The 19,104-nt window shown below is 56.0% G+C and carries 17 protein-coding genes; 12 read left to right on the forward strand and 5 right to left on the reverse strand.

Annotation, left to right across the window (positions count from 1 at the left end; genetic code table 11):
* The first annotated feature begins 188 nt into the window (after positions 1–188).
* Complete coding sequence (locus QMG90_RS05205; RefSeq protein ID WP_283282885.1) at positions 189–665, forward strand: GNAT family N-acetyltransferase; 477 nt, start codon at positions 189–191, stop codon at positions 663–665.
* On the opposite strand, the gene galR is transcribed toward QMG90_RS05205, so the two are convergent.
* Positions 626–1,642, reverse strand: a complete 1,017-nt coding sequence (gene galR / locus QMG90_RS05210; protein WP_283282886.1) for an HTH-type transcriptional regulator GalR — start codon at positions 1,640–1,642, stop codon at positions 626–628. The two genes, QMG90_RS05205 and galR, sit on opposite strands and share 40 nt — an antisense overlap.
* 423 nt (positions 1,643–2,065) lie before the next feature.
* Between galR and aas the strand changes: the two genes are divergently transcribed.
* A complete protein-coding gene (gene aas, locus QMG90_RS05215) occupies positions 2,066–4,225 on the forward strand; it encodes a bifunctional acyl-ACP--phospholipid O-acyltransferase/long-chain-fatty-acid--ACP ligase (RefSeq protein ID WP_283282887.1) in 2,160 nt (719 codons plus the stop codon).
* Positions 4,218–5,411, forward strand: a complete 1,194-nt coding sequence (gene lplT, locus QMG90_RS05220; RefSeq protein WP_283282888.1) for a lysophospholipid transporter LplT — start codon at positions 4,218–4,220, stop codon at positions 5,409–5,411. Before aas ends, lplT begins: the two co-directional genes overlap by 8 nt.
* 38 nt (positions 5,412–5,449) lie before the next feature.
* On the opposite strand, the gene QMG90_RS05225 is transcribed toward lplT, so the two are convergent.
* The 4 genes from QMG90_RS05225 to mutH form a co-directional block, all read right to left on the reverse strand.
* Complete coding sequence (locus QMG90_RS05225; protein ID WP_283282889.1) at positions 5,450–6,490, reverse strand: NADP(H)-dependent aldo-keto reductase; 1,041 nt, start codon at positions 6,488–6,490, stop codon at positions 5,450–5,452.
* 110 nt (positions 6,491–6,600) lie between these two features.
* Positions 6,601–6,819, reverse strand: a complete 219-nt coding sequence (locus QMG90_RS05230) for a YgdI/YgdR family lipoprotein (RefSeq protein WP_049850459.1) — start codon at positions 6,817–6,819, stop codon at positions 6,601–6,603.
* A gap of 122 nt (positions 6,820–6,941) precedes the next feature.
* Positions 6,942–7,655 carry a TerC family protein gene (locus tag QMG90_RS05235; RefSeq protein ID WP_283282890.1) on the reverse strand — a complete coding sequence of 238 codons (714 nt, stop codon included), beginning with the start codon at positions 7,653–7,655 and terminating at the stop codon, positions 6,942–6,944.
* Between the two features lie 58 nt (positions 7,656–7,713).
* Positions 7,714–8,403, reverse strand: a complete 690-nt coding sequence (mutH, locus tag QMG90_RS05240; protein WP_283282891.1) for a DNA mismatch repair endonuclease MutH — start codon at positions 8,401–8,403, stop codon at positions 7,714–7,716.
* Between the two features lie 684 nt (positions 8,404–9,087).
* Between mutH and rppH the strand changes: the two genes are divergently transcribed.
* From rppH to recC, 9 genes are all read left to right on the forward strand, one after another.
* A complete protein-coding gene (rppH, locus tag QMG90_RS05255; RefSeq protein ID WP_038157812.1) occupies positions 9,088–9,618 on the forward strand; it encodes an RNA pyrophosphohydrolase in 531 nt (176 codons plus the stop codon).
* A gap of 12 nt (positions 9,619–9,630) precedes the next feature.
* Complete coding sequence (ptsP, locus tag QMG90_RS05260) at positions 9,631–11,877, forward strand: phosphoenolpyruvate--protein phosphotransferase (RefSeq protein ID WP_283282893.1); 2,247 nt, start codon at positions 9,631–9,633, stop codon at positions 11,875–11,877.
* 191 nt (positions 11,878–12,068) lie between these two features.
* Positions 12,069–12,944, forward strand: coding sequence for a prolipoprotein diacylglyceryl transferase (gene lgt / locus QMG90_RS05265; protein ID WP_283282894.1), 876 nt, complete (start codon positions 12,069–12,071; stop codon positions 12,942–12,944).
* Between the two features lie 7 nt (positions 12,945–12,951).
* Positions 12,952–13,746, forward strand: a complete 795-nt coding sequence (gene thyA, locus QMG90_RS05270; protein WP_283282895.1) for a thymidylate synthase — start codon at positions 12,952–12,954, stop codon at positions 13,744–13,746.
* Positions 13,747–13,916: 170 nt separating this feature from the next.
* Entirely contained in the window at positions 13,917–14,387 is a 471-nt protein-coding gene (locus QMG90_RS05275; protein WP_283282896.1) for a prepilin peptidase-dependent protein, read from the forward strand.
* On the forward strand, positions 14,378–14,941 hold the full coding sequence (locus tag QMG90_RS05280; protein ID WP_283282897.1) for a prepilin peptidase-dependent protein: 564 nt from the start codon (positions 14,378–14,380) through the stop codon (positions 14,939–14,941). Before QMG90_RS05275 ends, QMG90_RS05280 begins: the two co-directional genes overlap by 10 nt.
* Positions 14,938–15,345, forward strand: a complete 408-nt coding sequence (locus QMG90_RS05285; RefSeq protein ID WP_283282898.1) for a DUF2509 family protein — start codon at positions 14,938–14,940, stop codon at positions 15,343–15,345. The genes QMG90_RS05280 and QMG90_RS05285 overlap by 4 nt, the downstream gene beginning before the upstream one ends.
* A complete protein-coding gene (locus tag QMG90_RS05290; RefSeq protein ID WP_283282899.1) occupies positions 15,330–15,653 on the forward strand; it encodes a prepilin-type N-terminal cleavage/methylation domain-containing protein in 324 nt (107 codons plus the stop codon). The genes QMG90_RS05285 and QMG90_RS05290 overlap by 16 nt, the downstream gene beginning before the upstream one ends.
* A 12-nt stretch (positions 15,654–15,665) precedes the next feature.
* A complete protein-coding gene (gene recC / locus QMG90_RS05295; protein ID WP_283282900.1) occupies positions 15,666–19,034 on the forward strand; it encodes an exodeoxyribonuclease V subunit gamma in 3,369 nt (1,122 codons plus the stop codon).
* Positions 19,035–19,104: the final 70 nt, after the last annotated feature.

Here is a 19,104-nt window from a genome sequence, read left to right on the forward strand (position 1 = left end):
CCACGAAATGATGGATAGTCTATCACAGGCTGTCGGGCGCATAAGCCATTCCTCAAGTGTTAAAAAACGACTAAGATCACGCTTTTTGCTGTGAAATCACGGCGATGAGACGCCAAACGTCGCGATGATGGTTTCGGAAAGTTTGCTAAACTGGCCACTCTCAGACCCGCGTTTCCCCAGGAGATGATGTGAAAATCCAGCCGCTTTATGACGCGCCTCACCATGCAGAGCAGGTAACCGACTGGCTCTGGCAGGCTTTCGGCGATCCGCTGCCGAGGGAATTTTTCGCCAGCATTATTCGCCACAGCCAGACGCCGGACGCGCTACCGCTAACGTTCATCGCCACCGAGGGTGACACGCTGCTGGGTACCGTGGGGCTATGGCGCTGCGATTTAATCAGCCGTCAGGATTTGTGGCCATGGATGGCGGCGTTGTATGTTGCTGAGACGGCGCGCGGTGCGGGGCTGGCGGGAAAACTTCAGCGCTACGTTATCGACTATGCCCGCGAGAAAGGTTACGCGCAGTTGCATCTGTACTCGGCCTGTCGGGATTTTTACGAGCGCTTCGGCTGGCAATACCTCGGCGATGGCCTGGATTACCCGGCCACCGCCGTGCATCTTTATCGTTACGATCTTTCGCCATCGGCAGGTGCCAGCACTGAGTGACGGCGCACCAGCGTTGGGTTAAACAGGTGTGTCACTTCAGGTAGTGGGCGTTTCTCGGCCAGCGCCAGCGCCAGTTCAGCGGCCTGTGTCGCCATCGTGACGATCGGGTAGCGCACGGTAGTCAGACGCGGGCGCACATAGCGCGACACCAGCACGTCATCAAAACCAATCAGCGAAATATCACCGGGCACATCAATGCCATTATCGTTCAGCACGCCCATCGCGCCAGCGGCCATCGAGTCGTTGTAACAGGCGATAGCGGTGAAGTTTCTGCCACGGCCTAACAGTTCCATCATTGCCTGTTCGCCGCCGCTTTCGTCCGGCTCGCCGAATGTCACCAGCCGATCCTGACATGGCAGCCCGCTCTCTTTGAGGGCGTCGTAGTAACCCTGCAGGCGATCTTCCGCATCTGAAATGGGGTGGTTGGAGCAAATGTAGCCGATGCGGGTGTGCCCTTGCTGAATCAGATGGCGGGTGGCCAGATGGGCGCCGTAGCGGTCATCGAGTGCAACGCAGCGCTTTTCAAAGCCAGGCAGAATGCGGTTGATCAGCACCATACCGGGGATCTGTTTCATCAGGCCGATCAGTTCGTCATCGGGGATCATTTTGGCATGCACGACCAGCGCAGCGCAGCGATGACGAATGAGCTGCTCAATAGCCTGACGCTCTTTCTGCTCATTATGGTAACCATTGCCGATCAGCAAAAAATTACCCGTGTTGTAAGCCACCTGTTCGACGGCTTTGACCATCGCGCCAAAAAACGGGTCGGAGACGTCCCCAACGACCAGCCCAACCGTTTCTGTCGATTGCTGAGCCAGCGCGCGGGCATTGGCGTTCGGGTGGTAGCTGAGCTCTTCCATCGCCGACAATACGGCCTGCCGCGAGCTGTCGCTGGCTTTTGGAGAGTGGTTGATGACGCGGGAAACAGTGGCGACAGAAACACCTGCGAGCCTGGCTACATCCTTTATTGTCGCCATAGTATGCCTTCTTATGGGAAAACGTTTACACCAACACAGTGTTACGGAAAAAGGGGCAGGGTTCAAGGGAAAGGGGTGGAACCATTGTACAAATGTGACGCCGTCGCCGTCTCTTCGGTGTAATCGTTACACGGCTCGTTAGTGGTAATTGAAACCGGGAAAAGTGAATTCAAACCTTTAGTTACACTTTGCGAAGGGCTGTTGCGAATGTTCTCTGGAGGTCTCACCGGGCGGATTGTTACTCTGATCGTCCCAGAGGTATTGATTGGTGAGATTCTTCAGTACACGTTTTGTACTTTATTCTTGCACCGACCTGCGCAGACGCGCAGGTTTTTTTTGCCCAAAAATCCGCTTGTCCGCTGCATTTCCCCGGCCTTCTCGTGTAACCTTCATTGAAATCTTCGTCAGGCAAATGGAGTTGATATGCTTTTTGGATTCTTTCGGCTACTGTGTCGGGTGCTCTTCCGCGCCAGGATGACGGGTAACACAGACGCGCTTTACCAGTATAAAGTGTTGATCACGCCTAACCATGTCTCATTTATTGATGGCATTTTGCTAGCGTTGTTTCTCCCGATCCGCCCGGTGTTTGCCGTCTATACCTCGATCAGCGAAAAGTGGTTTATGCGCTGGCTGACGCCGATTATCGACTTTGTTCCCCTCGACCCGACGAAACCGATGACCATCAAGCATCTGGTACGGCTAATCGAGCAGGGGCGTCCGGTGGTTATTTTCCCGGAAGGGCGTATTTCTGTCACCGGCTCGTTGATGAAAATCTACGATGGCGCGGCGTTCGTGGCGGCAAAATCCAATGCGACCATCGTGCCGGTACGCATTGAAGGCGCCGAGTTAACCTATTTCAGCCGCCTGAAAGGGCTGGTGAAACAGCGCCTGTTCCCGCGTATTCACTTGCATATCCTGCCGCCGACCCGCATCCCGATGCCCGAGGCGCCGCGTGCCCGTGACCGCCGCAAAATCGCTGGCGAAATGTTGCATCAGATCATGATGGAAGCCCGGATGGCAGTGCGTCCGCGTGAAACGCTGTATGAGGCGCTGCTGTCGGCGCAGTCCCGTTTCGGCGCGCGCAAAAACTGCGTGGAAGATATCAATTTTCAGCCCGATACCTACCGCAAGCTGCTGACCAAAACGCTGTTCGTTGGCCGTATCCTCGAAAAGTACAGCGCGCCGGGGGAGCGGATTGGTCTGATGCTGCCCAACGCGGGTATCAGCGCGGCGGTGATTTTCGGTGCGGTGGCGCGCGGGCGTATTCCGGCGATGATGAACTACACCGCGGGCGTGAAAGGGCTTACCAGCGCAATTACCGCCGCTGAAATCAACACTATTTTTACCTCACGGATGTTCCTTGATAAGGGCAAACTGTGGCCGCTGACGGAACAACTGACGCAGGTGCGCTGGGTGTTCCTTGAAGATCTGAAAGGCGACGTCACCACGGCGGACAAACTGTGGATCTTTTCGCGGCTGCTGATGCCGCGGCTGGCGCAGGTGAAACAGCAGCCGGAAGAGGCGGCGATCGTCCTGTTTACCTCCGGCTCGGAGGGGCACCCAAAAGGCGTGGTGCACAGCCATAAAAGCATTCTGGCGAACGTTGAGCAGATCAAAGCCATTGCCGATTTTACGGCGAAAGACCGTTTTATGTCAGCGCTGCCGCTGTTTCACTCTTTCGGCCTGACTGTCGGGCTGTTTACCCCGCTGCTGACCGGTGCCGAAGTGTTCCTGTACCCCAGCCCGCTGCACTATCGCGTGGTGCCGGAACTGGTCTATGACCGCAACTGTACCGTGATGTTTGGTACCTCAACATTCCTTGGCAACTATGCGCGTTTCGCCAATCCGTATGATTTCTTCCGCATTCGCTATGTGGTGGCCGGTGCGGAGAAATTGCAGGAGAGCACGCGCCAGCTATGGCAGGACAAGTTCGGCTTGCGGGTGCTGGAAGGTTACGGCGTGACCGAATGTGCGCCAGTGGTCTCCATTAACGTGCCGATGGCGGCAAAACCGCACACCGTGGGCCGCATTTTGCCCGGAATGGACGCGCGGTTACTGGCGGTGCCGGGAATCGACGAGGGCGGTCGCCTGCAACTGAAAGGGCCGAACATCATGAACGGCTATCTGCGGGTTGAAAATCCGGGCGTACTGGAAGCACCGTCGGCGGAAAATCAGCACGGAGAAGTGGAGACTGGTTGGTATGACACCGGCGATATCGTCACCTTTGATGAACAAGGATTCGTGCAGATTCAGGGGCGGGCCAAACGCTTTGCCAAAATTGCCGGAGAGATGGTTTCTCTGGAAGTGGTTGAACAGATGGCGATGGCGGTCTCCCCTGACAAGATGCATGCCACGGTCATTAAGACCGACGCCAGCAAAGGCGAAGCACTGGTGCTGTTTACCACCGATAATGAACTGAGCCGTGACAAACTCCAGCAGTATGCCCGCGCGCATGGTATCCCGGAACTGGCGGTGCCGCGAGACATTCGTTACCAGAAACAACTGCCAGTGCTGGGCAGTGGTAAGCCGGATTTTGTCACGTTGAAAACCAGGGTTGAAGAGGCGGAACAACACGATGAGTGAGTCAGTGCACACTAACACCTCGCTGTGGTCGAAAGGGATGATGGCCGTTATTTGCGCACAATTTCTTTCGGCATTCGGTGACAATGCACTGCTATTCGCCACGCTGGCGCTCATGAAGGAACAGTTCTACCCCGACTGGAGCCAGCCGGTGCTGCAAATGGTGTTTGTGGGCGCTTACATCCTGTTTGCGCCCTTTGTCGGCCAGGTGGCGGACAGCTTCGCCAAAGGCCGGGTGATGATGTTCGCCAACGGCCTGAAACTGGTCGGCGCGGCCAGCATCTGTTTCGGCGTGAATCCGTTTATTGGTTACACGCTGGTGGGTGTCGGGGCGGCAGCGTATTCGCCGGCGAAATACGGCATCCTCGGCGAGCTGACCACCGGCGATAAACTGGTCAAAGCGAACGGGCTGATGGAATCCTCGACCATCGCGGCGATCCTGCTCGGCTCTGTCACCGGCGGGATTCTGGCAGACTGGCACGTGCTGGCGGCGCTGGGTGCCTGTGCGTTGGTTTACGCGGGTGCAGTAGTGGCAAATCTGTTTATCACCCGTCTGCCCGCGGCGCGCCCGGGGCAGTCGTGGCGCTTTAAGGCGATGACCGCGAGCTTCTTTTCTGCCACCGCCTCTCTGTGGCGCAACCGCGAAACCCGATTTTCCCTCGTCGGCACCAGTATGTTCTGGGGCGCGGGCGTCACGCTACGCTTTTTGCTGGTGCTGTGGGTACCGGTGGCGTTGGGCATCGTCGATAACGCCACGCCAACTTATCTCAACGCGATGGTGGCGGTGGGGATTGTGGTCGGTGCCGGTGCGGCAGCAAAACTGGTGACGCTGGAGACCGTCTCCCGCTGTATGCCTGCCGGGATCCTGATCGGCATCGTAGTGGCGGTCTTTTCACTCCAGCATGCGTTGTTGCCCGCTTATGCCTTGTTGCTGTTGATCGGCGTGTTTGGCGGTTTCTTTGTCGTACCGCTGAATGCGCTGTTGCAGGAGCGCGGCAAGCAAACCGTCGGCGCGGGGAATGCGATTGCAGTGCAGAATCTCGGTGAAAACGGCGCGATGCTGTTGATGCTGGGCCTGTACTCGCTGGCGGTAAAAGTGGGGATCCCGGTCGTGGGGGTTGGTATCGGGTTTGGCGTGCTGTTCGCGCTGGCGATTGCCGCGCTGTGGATTTGGGGACGTCGTCGCTGATACTACATTACCCGGCCCGCAGGCCGGGTAATGCTCGCTTACGGTGCCGGGTAGGTATACACCTTATGCACCGCTTCAATCTCCGTCAGTACCGCGTCGCTTAACTCAACATGCAGGCTTTCGACGTTGGTTTTCAGTTGTTCCATTGTCGTGGCGCCCAGCAGCGTGCTGGCAACAAACGGCTGACGGCGCACAAACGCCAGTGCCATCTGCGCCGGATCGAGCTGATGCCGCTTCGCGATATCAACATACGCCGCTACCGCTTTTTGCGCCTGCTCACCGCTGTAGCGGGTAAACCGGCTGAACAGCGTGTTGCGTGCCCCTGCGGGTTTTGCACCATTCAGGTATTTGCCCGTCAGTGTGCCAAACGCGAGGCTTGAGTATGCCAGCAGTTCAACACCTTCGTACTGCGTCACCTCCGCCAGACCCACTTCAAAGCTGCGGTTCAGCAGGCTGTATGGGTTCTGAATGGTGACGATGCGCGGCAGATCATGCTTGTCGGCCAGATGCAGGTAGCGCATCACGCCAAACGGCGTTTCGTTGGAGACGCCGATGTAGCGGATCTTACCGGCGCGCTGAAATTCGGTCAGCGCTTCCAGCGTTTCCAGCAGGGTTATGACCGGCTGTGTTTCCGTCCACTCATAGCCGAGTTTGCCGAAACAGTTGGTCGGACGCTGCGGCCAGTGGAGCTGGTAGAGATCAAGATAATCGGTTTGCAGTCGCTTCAGACTGTCATGCAGCGCATCGCGAATATTTTTACGATCCAGCGCCTGGTTGGGACGAACACCGCTGTCGTTATTGCGCGTCGGGCCGGCGACTTTCGAGGCCAGCACCAGCTTTTCACGGCTGCCGTGTTTCGCCAGCCAGTTACCGACGAAAGTTTCCGTCAGCCCCTGAGTTTCCGGGCGCGGGGGAACAGGGTAAATCTCTGCAACATCAATCAGGTTAATGCCCTGGCTAACGGCATAATCGAGCTGTGCATGGGCGTCGGCTTCGCTGTTTTGTTCACCAAACGTCATAGTGCCCAGCCCCAGTGTGCTGACTTCCAGGGAGCTGTGGGGGATACGGTGATAATGCATAGCCGCTTTCCTGTAACTCGAATTATTTAGGGTCTATAAACATGGCAGAGGGGGAGAAAAAGTGGAAGTAAAAAGATCAAAAAAGGCCAGCGGGGCTGACCTCTTTTCTTTTAGCGCTTAATAATTTGGGAGACGTCGTCGCGGTTAATCTGCATGGTGTTGCCCTGCTGATCTTCATAGCTAATCAGGCCCGTATCGTCGTCAACTTCAGGTTTCCCGTCTGTCAGGATCATTCGACCATCTTTGGTCGCCATCACGTAATCGCTGCTGCAACCTGAAACGGCAAACGCGATTCCTACCGCAGAAATCAAAACCGCCCATTTTTTCATTGTTCACCCCTTTATATGACCGCACTCCTGTTAGTCTAGTAATAACCTGATTAATGGTCAGTAAAAAGCGGTAAAATCTTAAAAATGGATGTAAGCCCCCATTTCGGGGGCATAAATGCTGCCTAAAGTGGGTTTTTCTTATTCCGCATAAGATTGAGACTTTCCACGGCAATCGAAAAGAACATTGCGAAATAGATATATCCTTTCGGCACATGCACGTCGAAACTTTCCAGAATCAGCGTGAAGCCCACCAGAATAAGGAAGGAGAGCGCCAGCATTTTGACGGAGGGATGACGATCAACAAACTCGCCTATCGGGCGTGCCGCAAACATCATGACCCCAACGGCAATGACCACCGCCGCCATCATAATAAACAGGTGATCGGACAGGCCTATCGCCGTGATCACTGAATCAAGGCTGAAGATAATATCCAGTAACATGATCTGCACGATGGCGCCGAGGAAGGAGTGGACGTTGGTCTTGAGTCCTTCTTCTTCGCCTTCGATCGATTCGTGGATCTCTTTACTGGCTTTCCAGATAAGAAAGAGCCCGCCGAGCAGCAGAATTAAATCGCGAGCGGAAATTTCCTGACCGAACACGGCAAATAAAGGATTCGTCAGCTTCGCCACCCAGGCGATGGAGGCGAGCAACGCGAGGCGCATTATCATCGCCGCCATTAAACCCAGTCGGCGAGCGTGGTTCCGTTGTGCGGTGGGTAGCTTCGCCACCACCAGAGAGAGAAAAATAATGTTATCGATCCCAAGTACGATTTCCAGTAGCGTCAGCGTACCCAGCGCCAGCCAGGCGTTGGGATCGGTTATCCATGCAAACAACATCTATTAAGTCCTGCCAAAACGAAAAGCTCTATTATACACGTCCTTTTTCGGCCTGCCTCTAACCCAACAGGAAATGGCGGGCGAGGAGCGCGGCAGTGAAATTTTTCTTAAGGTAAAAGCCGCGCGGCAGGGTAAAAATGAGTTCACCGTGTGCGCCGATGGCTTCGGTGAGCGCTTTGCTGTTCGCCGCCTTCGGGCGCAACTGCAGCACTTCGCCATGTCGGGCGGTGATGCGTTCCACCTGACCGAGCACAATTAAATCCATTAACTCTTCCCAGTCCATCCGTAACTGCCGTTCTTCTTCTTCGTTCGGGCTCCAGAGCAGTGGCGCCCCGACACGCCGTTCCGCCAGCGGGATTTCCCGCTCACCTTCGACCGGCACCCATAGCACGCGGTTGAGCTTATGCCGGACGTGGCTGGTTTCCCAGCTCACTCCGCTGTTGCCGGTGAGCGGAGCGACGCAAACAAACGTGGTTTCCAGCGGGCGGCCGCTGCGGTCTACCGGGATAGTTTTCAGCTCCACGCCGAGGGCGGCGAAATCCTGCTCGGGTTTACTGCCTGCACTGGCGCCGAGCCAGCGCTCCAGCAGAACGCCGATCCAGCCTTTATCCCGCTTCAAATCCAGCGGCGTCGGCAGGCCCGCGCGGGTCGCCAGCTCACCTAACGTTAAGCCCGCCAGTTGTTGCGCCTGAGCGAGTAACTGGGCTTCTGATTGCGGCGGCATAGCGAGTGGAACGAGCTGGGACATAGCGAAAACCTTTTTGGCGAAAAAATAGACGACACTTTTTGTCGCTGTGGGCAGAGTTTACCTGTTTTTGGATAAACAGACCAATTCAATGATTTATATGGGTTTTTTTATGTTTTCTGGCACGCAGTCTGAAACGGCAAAAGAAGTTTTCCTAAACTGGTCACTGACAATGAACAGGATCTTACACCCAGTTATCCACAGAAAAATGGGATAACTGGGAAAAACCCCCACTACTGTTTTGATTTACAGCCTTGACGTGCGACGAAAATCGAATTTTCGGATAAAATGTGCCTAACTTATTGGCACAATCTGTGGATAAAAACGACGCTGCTCGATCTTTCATCAACCAAAGGATCGCCACTGTGATGATCGTCACATTACGCTATGTAAATCGCTATTTAATACATTTAACCTGATGAATATAATAATTTTATTGTGAAGAGTATATAATGACTTATTCAGATAACTCCGGGTTTTCCCGGGTTAATTCCATACTTCTTCACAACTCTATCCACAGAAAAAGTGAATAAAATGCCGTTGTCGTGGTGCTCGCTGTTTATAACTCTGACGTTTACTGTGAGTTATTCAATTGTTATCCGGTGCGAAGGCAGTAACAGAGTGGTTTACCGTTTCCAGGTAGTATGAAACAATCATTCACATTGAAGCTTATTTTGAGGTAGTCCGGTGATTGATGACGATGGCTACCGCCCGAACGTAGGGATTGTAATCTGCAATCGCCAGGGCCAGGTCATGTGGGCCCGGCGTTTTGGTCAGCACTCCTGGCAATTCCCGCAAGGTGGAATCAACCCGGGGGAGTCCGCTGAACAGGCGATGTACCGGGAACTGTTTGAAGAAGTCGGTCTGAGCCGTAAAGATGTGCGCATTCTCGCTTCGACACGCAACTGGTTGCGTTACAAATTACCTAAACGTTTGGTGCGTTGGGACACAAAGCCGGTATGTATCGGCCAGAAACAGAAGTGGTTTCTCTTGCAATTGATCAGCAGTGACGCGGACGTCAATATGCAAACCAGCAGTACGCCGGAATTCGACGGCTGGCGCTGGGTGAGTTACTGGTATCCTGTACGTCAGGTGGTATCGTTTAAACGCGACGTATACCGCCGGGTCATGAAGGAATTCGCAAGCGTTGTCATGTCGCTGTCGGAAAGTACGCCGAAGCCGCAAAATGCGCCTGCTTATCGACGTAAAAGAGGTTAAGCGACGCAGATTATGCTCACCCGGTTGCGAGAAATCGTTGAGAAGGTTGCCAGCGCTCCACGCCTGAACGAGGCGCTGGATATTCTGGTGACGGATATCTGTCATGCAATGGAAACTGAAGTGTGCTCGGTTTATCTGGCCGACCACGACCGGCGCTGCTACTACTTAATGGCGACCCGCGGGTTAAAAAAACCGCGCGGGCGCACTATCACGCTGGCATTTGATGAAGGTATTGTCGGGCTGGTCGGGCGACTGGCCGAGCCTATTAACCTTGCGGATGCCCACAAACACCCCAGTTTTAAATATATTCCCTCGGTTAAAGAAGAGCGTTTTCGCGCATTTCTTGGCGTGCCGATTATTCAGCGGCGACAACTGCTCGGCGTATTAGTAGTTCAGCAGCGCGAGCTGCGTCAGTACGATGAAAGCGAAGAATCATTCCTGGTGACGCTCGCCACTCAGATGGCGGCGATTCTGTCGCAATCGCAGTTAACCGCACTGTTTGGTCAGTATCGCCAGACGCGGATCCGCGCCTTACCGGCCGCGCCCGGCGTGGCGATCGCTTCCGGCTGGATGGACGCGACAATGCCACTGATGGAGCAGGTTTATCAGGCTTCGACGCTCGATACCGGCCTTGAGCGCGAAAGGCTGACTGGCGCGCTGGAAGAAGCCGCGAACGAGTTTCGTCGCTACAGCAAACGCTATGCGGCGGGGGCACAAAAAGAAACCGCGGCGATTTTTGATCTCTATTCCCACCTGCTATCTGACGCCCGTCTGCGCCGTGAGCTGTTCGCAGAAGTCGATAACGGTTCAGTGGCCGAATGGGCCGTTAAAACGATCATCGAAAGGTTTGCCGAGCAGTTCGCCGCGCTAAGTGACGGTTATCTCAAAGAACGTGCCGGGGATCTGCGCACGCTCGGCCAGCGGATCCTCTTCCATCTTGATGATTCCATTCAGGGGCCGAATGCCTGGCCAGAGCGTTTTGTGCTGGTGGCGGATGAGCTGTCGGCGACTACGCTTGCCGAAGTGCCACAGGATCGTTTAGCCGGGGTGGTGGTTCGCGACGGCGCGGCTAACTCCCATGCCGCCATTATGGTCCGCGCGCTCGGTATTCCCACGGTAATGGGAGCCGATATCCAACCCTCGGTGCTGCATGGACGTATGCTGATTGTCGATGGTTACCGCGGTGAACTGCTGGTTGACCCGGAACAGGTGTTGCTGCAGGAATATCAACGACTCATCACCGAAGAAAATGAACTTAGCCGGATCGCGGAAGATGATGTTGATCGTCCGGCAGAGCTGAAAAGCGGTGAGCGCATCAAGGTGATGCTCAACGCTGGTCTCAGCCCGGAACATGAGCAGAAGCTCGGCAGCCGCATTGACGGCATCGGCCTGTACCGCACGGAAATACCGTTCATGCTGCAAAGCGGTTTCCCTTCCGAAGAGGAGCAGGTGGCGCAGTATCAGGGCATGTTGCAGATGTTCAACGACAAACCTGTCACGCTGCGTACGCTGGATATCGGTGCGGACAAACAACTGCCTTACATGCCTATCAGCGAGGAAAACCCCTGTCTCGGCTGGCGCGGCATCCGTGTGACGCTCGATCAGCCGGAGATCTTCCTGGTACAGGTGCGCGCCATGCTGCGCGCCAATGCGGCCTCCGGCAATCTCAGCATCCTGTTGCCGATGATCACCAGCATTGAAGAAGTGGATGAAGCGCGACGTCTGATCGACCGCGCCGGGCGCGAAGTCGAAGAGATGATCGGCTACGCCATTCCTAAACCGCGTGTTGGCGTGATGCTGGAAGTGCCGTCGATGGTGTTTATGCTGCCGAATCTGGCGAGCCGCGTCGATTTTATCTCCGTTGGCACCAACGATCTGACCCAGTACATTCTGGCTGTTGATCGCAATAACACGCGTGTGGCAAGCATCTACGATAGTCTCCACCCGGCGGTATTGCGGGCGCTGGCGATTATTGCGCGCGATGCCGAACAGTACGGTATCGACTTACGTCTCTGCGGTGAAATGGCGGGAGATCCGATGTGTGTGACGATCCTCCTCGGTATGGGGTTCCGGCATCTGTCGATGAACGGCCGTTCCGTTGCTCGCGTGAAATATCTGCTGCGGCATATCGAGCTGGAAGAGGCGCAGGTCCTCGCGCAGCGCGGTCTGGAAGCGTTACAAACGGCAGAAGTACGCCATCAGGTTGCGGCGTTTATGGAGCGTCGTGGTCTCGGCGGCCTGATCCGCGGCGGTCGCTAGTGATGGTATCGCCCTTTCCTTTACGGGAGAGGGCATTACATCGCATGACTATACATATCTTTTACATCTTAGCCGCATCGCCCGGCATTGCCCTGTGCTATTATTCGCACCTTTGGAGCAGCCGACCCGTGCGGCTGCGCGCATCTACCGCTACCCACTTTCGGCGGAATAACAAGTACTTGTGGTGACAGATGAATAGTGGCTATCTGCATTTCCCGGAATTTGATCCGGTGATTTTTTCCATTGGACCGGTCTCCCTGCACTGGTATGGGTTGATGTACCTGGTCGGTTTTGTCTTCGCGATGTGGCTGGCGACGCGTCGGGCCAATCGCCCGGGCAGCGGCTGGACGAAAAACGAAGTCGAGAATCTGCTGTACGCAGGCTTCCTGGGGGTTTTCCTCGGCGGGCGCATTGGCTACGTCTTTTTCTATAACTTCCCGTTGTTTCTTGACGATCCGCTCTATCTGTTCCGCGTCTGGGATGGCGGCATGTCGTTCCATGGCGGCCTGATTGGCGTCATCGTTGTGATGATCATCTTTGCCCGTCGCACCAAACGTACCTTCTTCCAGGTTTCTGATTTCATTGCGCCGCTGATTCCGTTCGGACTGGGCTGTGGTCGTCTTGGCAACTTTATCAATGGCGAACTGTGGGGCCGCGTCGATCCGAACTTCCGTTTCTCGATGTTGTTCCCTGGCTCCCGCGCTGAAGATCTCGCGCTGCTGCCGTCTCACCCGGAATGGCAATCGACCTTCGACACCTATGGTGTGCTGCCGCGTCATGCTTCTCAGTTATATGAGCTGGCGCTGGAAGGGGTTGTCCTGTTCATCATTCTCAACCTGTTTATCCGCAAACCACGCCCGACCGGGGCGGTTTCCGGCCTGTTTTTGATTGGCTATGGCGCGTTCCGCATCATCGTGGAATTTTTCCGCCAGCCAGACGCGCAGTTTACCGGCGAGTGGGTACAGTACATCAGTATGGGGCAGATTCTCTCGATCCCAATGGTGCTGGCGGGTATCATCATGATGGTCTGGGCGTACCGCCGTCGCCCGCAGCAACACGTCTCCTGAGGGAAACATGAAACAGTATCTCGAACTCATGCAGAAGGTGCTTGATGAAGGCACCCCGAAGAATGACCGTACCGGCACCGGTACACTTTCCATTTTTGGTCACCAGATGCGTTTTAACCTGCAGGAAGGCTTTCCGCTGGTAACCACCAAGCGTTGCCACCTGCGTTCAATTATTCATGAGCTGCTGTGGTTCCTGCAGGGGGATACCAATGTCGCCTACCTGCATGAAAATAACGTCTCTATCTGGGACGAATGGGCCGATGAGCAGGGCAACTTAGGGCCGGTTTATGGCAAACAGTGGCGCGCCTGGCCGACGCCAGATGGTCGCCATATCGATCAGATCACCACGGTGATGAACCAGCTCAAAAACGACCCGGATTCCCGCCGTATCATTGTCTCCGCCTGGAACGTCGGCGAGCTGGACAAAATGGCGCTGGCGCCGTGCCACGCGTTTTTCCAGTTCTACGTTGCCGATGGCAAGCTCTCCTGCCAGCTGTACCAGCGCTCCTGTGATGTCTTCCTCGGCCTGCCGTTTAACATCGCCAGCTATGCGCTGCTGGTGCATATGATGGCGCAGCAGTGCGATCTCGAGGTGGGCGATTTTGTCTGGACCGGCGGCGACACGCACCTGTACAGCAACCACATGGAACAAACGCACCTGCAACTGAGCCGAGAACCGCGCGCGCTGCCGAAGCTGGTCATCAAGCGCAAGCCGGCATCCATCTTCGATTATCGTTTCGATGATTTCGACATCGAAGGCTATGATCCTCACCCGGGTATCAAGGCGCCTGTCGCCATTTAACCCCGAACGTCAGAAAACCGGTACCTGTGTGTGCCGGTTTTTTTTATCCGCTGAATGCGGCTTCCGCTTTGCCTGCAACCCTGTGCAACACCATCGAAATCGTGGATAACGCCTCGTAAAACAGATCGTTGCCATTCGCATTGCCCTCGCTTGCTTCACATACTCCCGCCATGAAACGAGAACAGGGCTATACCCTCATTGAAACGCTTGTCGCCACGACGCTGATTGTGATCCTGAGCGCCGCCGGACTGTATGGCTGGCAGTCCTGGCAACAACAGCAACGGTTGTGGCAGACCGCCTCGCAGGTGCGGGATTACCTGGTTTTCCTGCGCAATGACGCTAACTGGCACAACCAGGATCACACGCTCAGCGTCCTGCGTGAAAACGCACACTGGTGTCTGATCAGCCGCAGGCGGAGTGGCGAATCGTGTACGGCTGTCGATCCTTTCACACTGTTGCCCGCCTGGCCGGAGATCGTGCTGAAAGAGATAACGCCATCGCTTGGTTTTTATGGTTTACGCAGTACGGCCTGGGCCGGGCATATTGTGCTGGAAAATCCTGCGGGGGAGTGGGTCATCACGGTGTCGGCATGGGGAAGGATCCGGTTGTGCCAGCGAACAGGAGGCGCGTCATGCCAGTAAAATCGCAGGGATTTTCATTGATGGAGGTGTTGATCGCTATGGCTATTGGCAGCGTGTTATTGCTCGCCACATCCCGGTTTCTGCCGGCGTTGCAAGGCGCGGTTCTCCGGCAAACCCGGCAGCAGGCGCTCGAAGAGGAGATCTGGCAACGGGTTTACGTGGTGGCGAAACATTTGCAACGCGCCGGGTACTGCAACGGGCGTTGCCAGGGCGAGCCGCTGCAACTGGAAAGGAATGGCGAATGCCTCATCATCCGCTGGGACGCCAACAGCAACGGTGTGTGGGATACCTCACCCGTGACCGACGCCGACAGTACCGGATTTCGCCTGAACAATGGCGCGCTTGAGACCCTGCGTGGCGCAACCAGCTGTACGGGAAAAGGCTGGGAGAAGATGACCGACCCTGGTGTATTCCACATCCGCCATTTTGCCATCACCCGTACAGCGCATTCCGGGTTTGCGCCGCAACTGACGGTAACCATGGTGGCATCGTTAATAGCCGATTCGCAGACGGCGGTTTCCGCGCAGTACAGCGTGACGGGGTATAACCTGTGAATCGTGAAAACGGGATGTCGTCGCTGGCGCTGGTACTGCTCACGCTGATATTGGGAACTTTGCTGTTACAGGGGCTGAATCGTCAGCATCAGACGACGCTTGCACAGGTCACGCTTGAGCAGGTGGCGCTGCGGGACAGCGCCCGCGCGCAATCCGCGTTGCAGTGGGGGCGGATGCAGCCGTGGGAAGCCAATCCGAAGGCGCAGTGCCAGTCGGCGCCCGCGTTTGCCGCCACGGTCTGTTTGCGGTTTACGGATGACAACACCGGGCTGTTGATCGCCCGTAGCGGCGATATCATCTACTGGCAATCCGCGACACTTGAACAGGCGGCTCTCCGCTTTCCGGCTCATGGCTGGAGCGATTTTTGCCCGCGAAAGGAGAGCGCACTATGTCAGATACCCTGAATCGCCGGCAGGGGTTTAGCCTGCCGGAAGTGATACTGGCGATGGCGCTGATGATAACGGTTGTCAGCGCGTTAGCAGGTTATCAGCGTGGGCTTGCTACTGGATTTACCCAGCTTGCACAGTACCGGCAACTGTGGCGCAATGCATGGCAGCAAACGCAGTGGGGGCCCGGCGAGATGCCGGAAGGCTGGAAGGTGAACCGTGTGCAGACATCCGCACAAAGATGTGTCAGCATCTCAGTTACAATCACCAGTCCAGTGGGCAGGCAGAGTCAGATGACGCGCTTACATTGTCCGGCAGGTCAGTAATCAGGAGCGAATATGTTAAGGGTGTACCATTCCAACCGCCTCGATGTGCTGGAAGCGTTGATGGAGTTTATTGTCGGGGAGGATCGCCTCGACGACCCGTTTGAGCCTGAAATGGTGCTGGTGCAAAGTACCGGCATGGCGCAATGGCTGCAGATGACACTGGCAAATCGCTTTGGTATCGCGGCGAATATCGACTTTCCCCTGCCTGCCAGTTTTATCTGGGATATGTTTGTTCGCGTCCTGCCGGACGTTCCCAAAGAGAGCGCGTTTAATAAATCAGGCATGAGTTGGAAGTTAATGGCGCTGCTGCCTGGCATGGTCGAGCAGGAGGCGTTCGCCCCGCTGCACCACTACCTTTCCGACGACGCCGATAAACGTAAGCTGTTTCAACTGGCCTCGCGAGTTGCCGATCTCTACGACCAGTACCTGGTTTATCGCCCTGAATGGTTAACACAATGGGAAGCAGATAAACGCGTTGACGGGCTGGGAGATGCGCAGCAGTGGCAGGCACCGCTGTGGAAAGCGCTGGTGAATTACACCGCCGAACTGGGGCAACCGCTCTGGCACCGCGCCAGTCTTTATCAGCGCTTTATTGATACCCTGGAAAACGCCGCTGAGCCGCCTGCCGGGCTGCCGCCGCGAGTGTTCATTTGCGGCATTTCGGCGTTGCCGCCAGTCTATTTGCAGGCGTTACAGGCGCTGGGCAAACATGTCGATATTTACGTGCTGTTCACCAACCCCTGTCGCTACTACTGGGGTGATATTAAAGATCCCGCGTTTCTGGCGCGTTTAATGGCGCGTCAGCGCCGCCGCCATCGTGATGCCCGCGAACTGCCGCTGTTTCGCGATCCAGACCGGGCACCCGGTCTGTTTAACGCCGAAGGTGAGCAGGATGTCGGCAACCCGCTGCTGGCTTCCTGGGGTAAACTCGGGCGTGACTATTTATATCTGCTTGCCGGGCTGGAACGTTACGAAGAGCTCGACGCGTTTGTTGATATTCCCCCCGATAACCTGCTGCATAACCTGCAGTCGGACGTTCTTGAACTGCGTAACGCGCAGGTCGCCGGGCGAACCGAAGAAGAGTTCGCCACCAGTGCGCACAAACGCGAACTGGATCCTGACGATCGCAGCCTGACGGTGCAGGTTTGCCACAGCCCGCAGCGCGAAGTGGAAGTGTTGCATGATCGCCTGCTGGCGATGCTGGAAGCGGATCCTTCGCTGACACCCCGCGATATTATCGTCATGGTGGCGGACATCGACAGCTACAGCCCGTTTATTCAGGCAGTATTCGGCAGCGCCACCGGCGACCGTTATCTGCCATACGCTATTTCTGACCGTCGCGCCCGTCAGTCACACCCGGCGTTGCAGGCATTTATCACGCTGCTCTCATTACCGGACAGCCGCTTTGTGAGTGAAGATGTTCTCGCATTGCTGGATGTCCCCGTGCTGGCGGCCCGTTTCAATATCAATGAAGAAGGGCTGCGCTATTTGCGCCAGTGGGTGAATGAGTCTGGCGTGCGCTGGGGAATGGACGACGATAACGTTCGTGAGCTTGAGCTTCCGGCTACGGGACAGCACACCTGGCACTTTGGCCTGACGCGCATGCTGCTCGGCTACGCCATGGAGAGCCGCGAAGGGGAGTGGCGCGATGTGCTGCCTTATGATGAATCCAGCGGGCTGATTGCCGAACTGGTGGGACATCTGGCGTCACTGCTCATGCAGCTCAACCTCTGGCGGCGCGGGCTGGCGCAGGAACGACCGCTCGAAGAATGGCTGCCAGTTTGCCGTGAAATGCTCAACGACTTTTTCCTGCCGGATGCCGACACCGAAGCGGCGATAACGCTCATCGAACAACAGTGGCAGGCCATCATTTCTGAGGGCGTGCTGGCGCAGTATGGCGAAAGTGTACCGCTGTCGCTATTGCGTGACGAACTCGCGCAGCGTCTGGATCAGCAGCGTATCAGTCAGCGTTTCCTCGCCGGACCGGTCAACATCTGTACGTTGATGCCGATGCGTTCCATTCCGTTCAAAGTAGTTTGTCTGCTGGGCATGAACGACGGCGTTTACCCGCGGACACTGGCGCCGCTCGGTTTTGATTTGATGAGCCAGAAACCACTGCGTGGTGATCGCAGCCGCCGTGATGATGACCGCTATCTGTTCCTCGAAGCGCTCATGTCTGCGGAGCAAAAGCTCTATATCAGCTATATCGGCCGTTCTGTGCAGGATAACAGCAAGCGTTACCCCTCCGTACTGGTGCAGGAGCTGGTGGACTACATCGGGCAAAGTCATTATCTGAAAGGCGACGAACAGCTCAACTGCGATGAAAGCGAGCAGCGCGTGAAAGCACACATTACACATTTGCATACGCGAATGCCTTTCGACCCGGGAAATTACCTGGACGATGAACAGCAAAGCTACGCGCGGGAATGGCTGGCAGCGGCAAGCCAGCAAGGGGAGGCGCATTCGGCGTTTATCCAGCCACTGGCGGCGCAGGAGATTGAGTCGGTTCCCTTCGAGCAACTACAGCGCTTCTGGCAGCACCCGGTGCGCGCCTTTTTCCAGATGCGGCTGCGGGTCAATTTTCGCGCCGAAGAGCGCGAAATTCCCGAGGCGGAACCGTTCACCCTCGAAGGGCTCACGCGCTATCAGCTCAATCAACAACTGCTGAACGTACTGATCGAACAGCAGGACGCCGACAGCATGTACCGCCGCTACCGGGCTGCGGGCGAACTACCTTATGGCGCGTTCGGCGAAATCGCCTGGGATACGCAGCGCCAGGAAATGCAGACGCTGGCCGAGCGAGTGATTGCCTGCCGTCAACCCAGCCAAAATATGGAAATCGATCTGCAATGTGAGGGTGTCAACATAACGGGATGGCTGCCGCAAGTTCAGCCAGATGGGCTGTTGCGCTGGCGACCCTCTTTGATTAGCGTTTCACAAGGCATGCAACTTTGGCTGGAGCATCTTGTCTACTGTGCCAGTGGCGGAACGGGAGAAAGTCGTCTGTTTGTGCGCAATGGGGACGAATGGCGTTTTGCTGCATTGCCCGCAGAAACGGCCATGGGGTATCTGGCAGAATTAGTGGCAGGATACCGTCAGGGGATGTGCTCGCCCCTGTTGTTCATGCCCGAAAGCGGCGGTGCCTGGCTTAAAGCCTGCTACGACGCTGAAAACGACACGATTTTGCAGGACGAAGAGACGCAACAAAAAGCGCGCAGTAAGTTCTTACAGGCGTATGAAGGCAACATGGTGATGCGCGGTGAAGGTGCTGATGTCTGGTATCAACGCCTCTGGCGCACCCTGGAGCCGGAAAACTACGACGCCATTCTTGAACAAACGACGCGTTACCTGCTGCCGGTTTTTCGATTTAATCAGTCGTAAGTGCTGTACAAAAATTGCGCACGTGAAAGGTTTCTTCTATCATGCGCAACTTGTCATGGACTGATGTGGT

The sequence above is a fragment of the Trabulsiella odontotermitis genome (genome assembly GCF_030053895.1).
GTDB lineage: Bacteria > Pseudomonadota > Gammaproteobacteria > Enterobacterales > Enterobacteriaceae > Trabulsiella > Trabulsiella odontotermitis_C.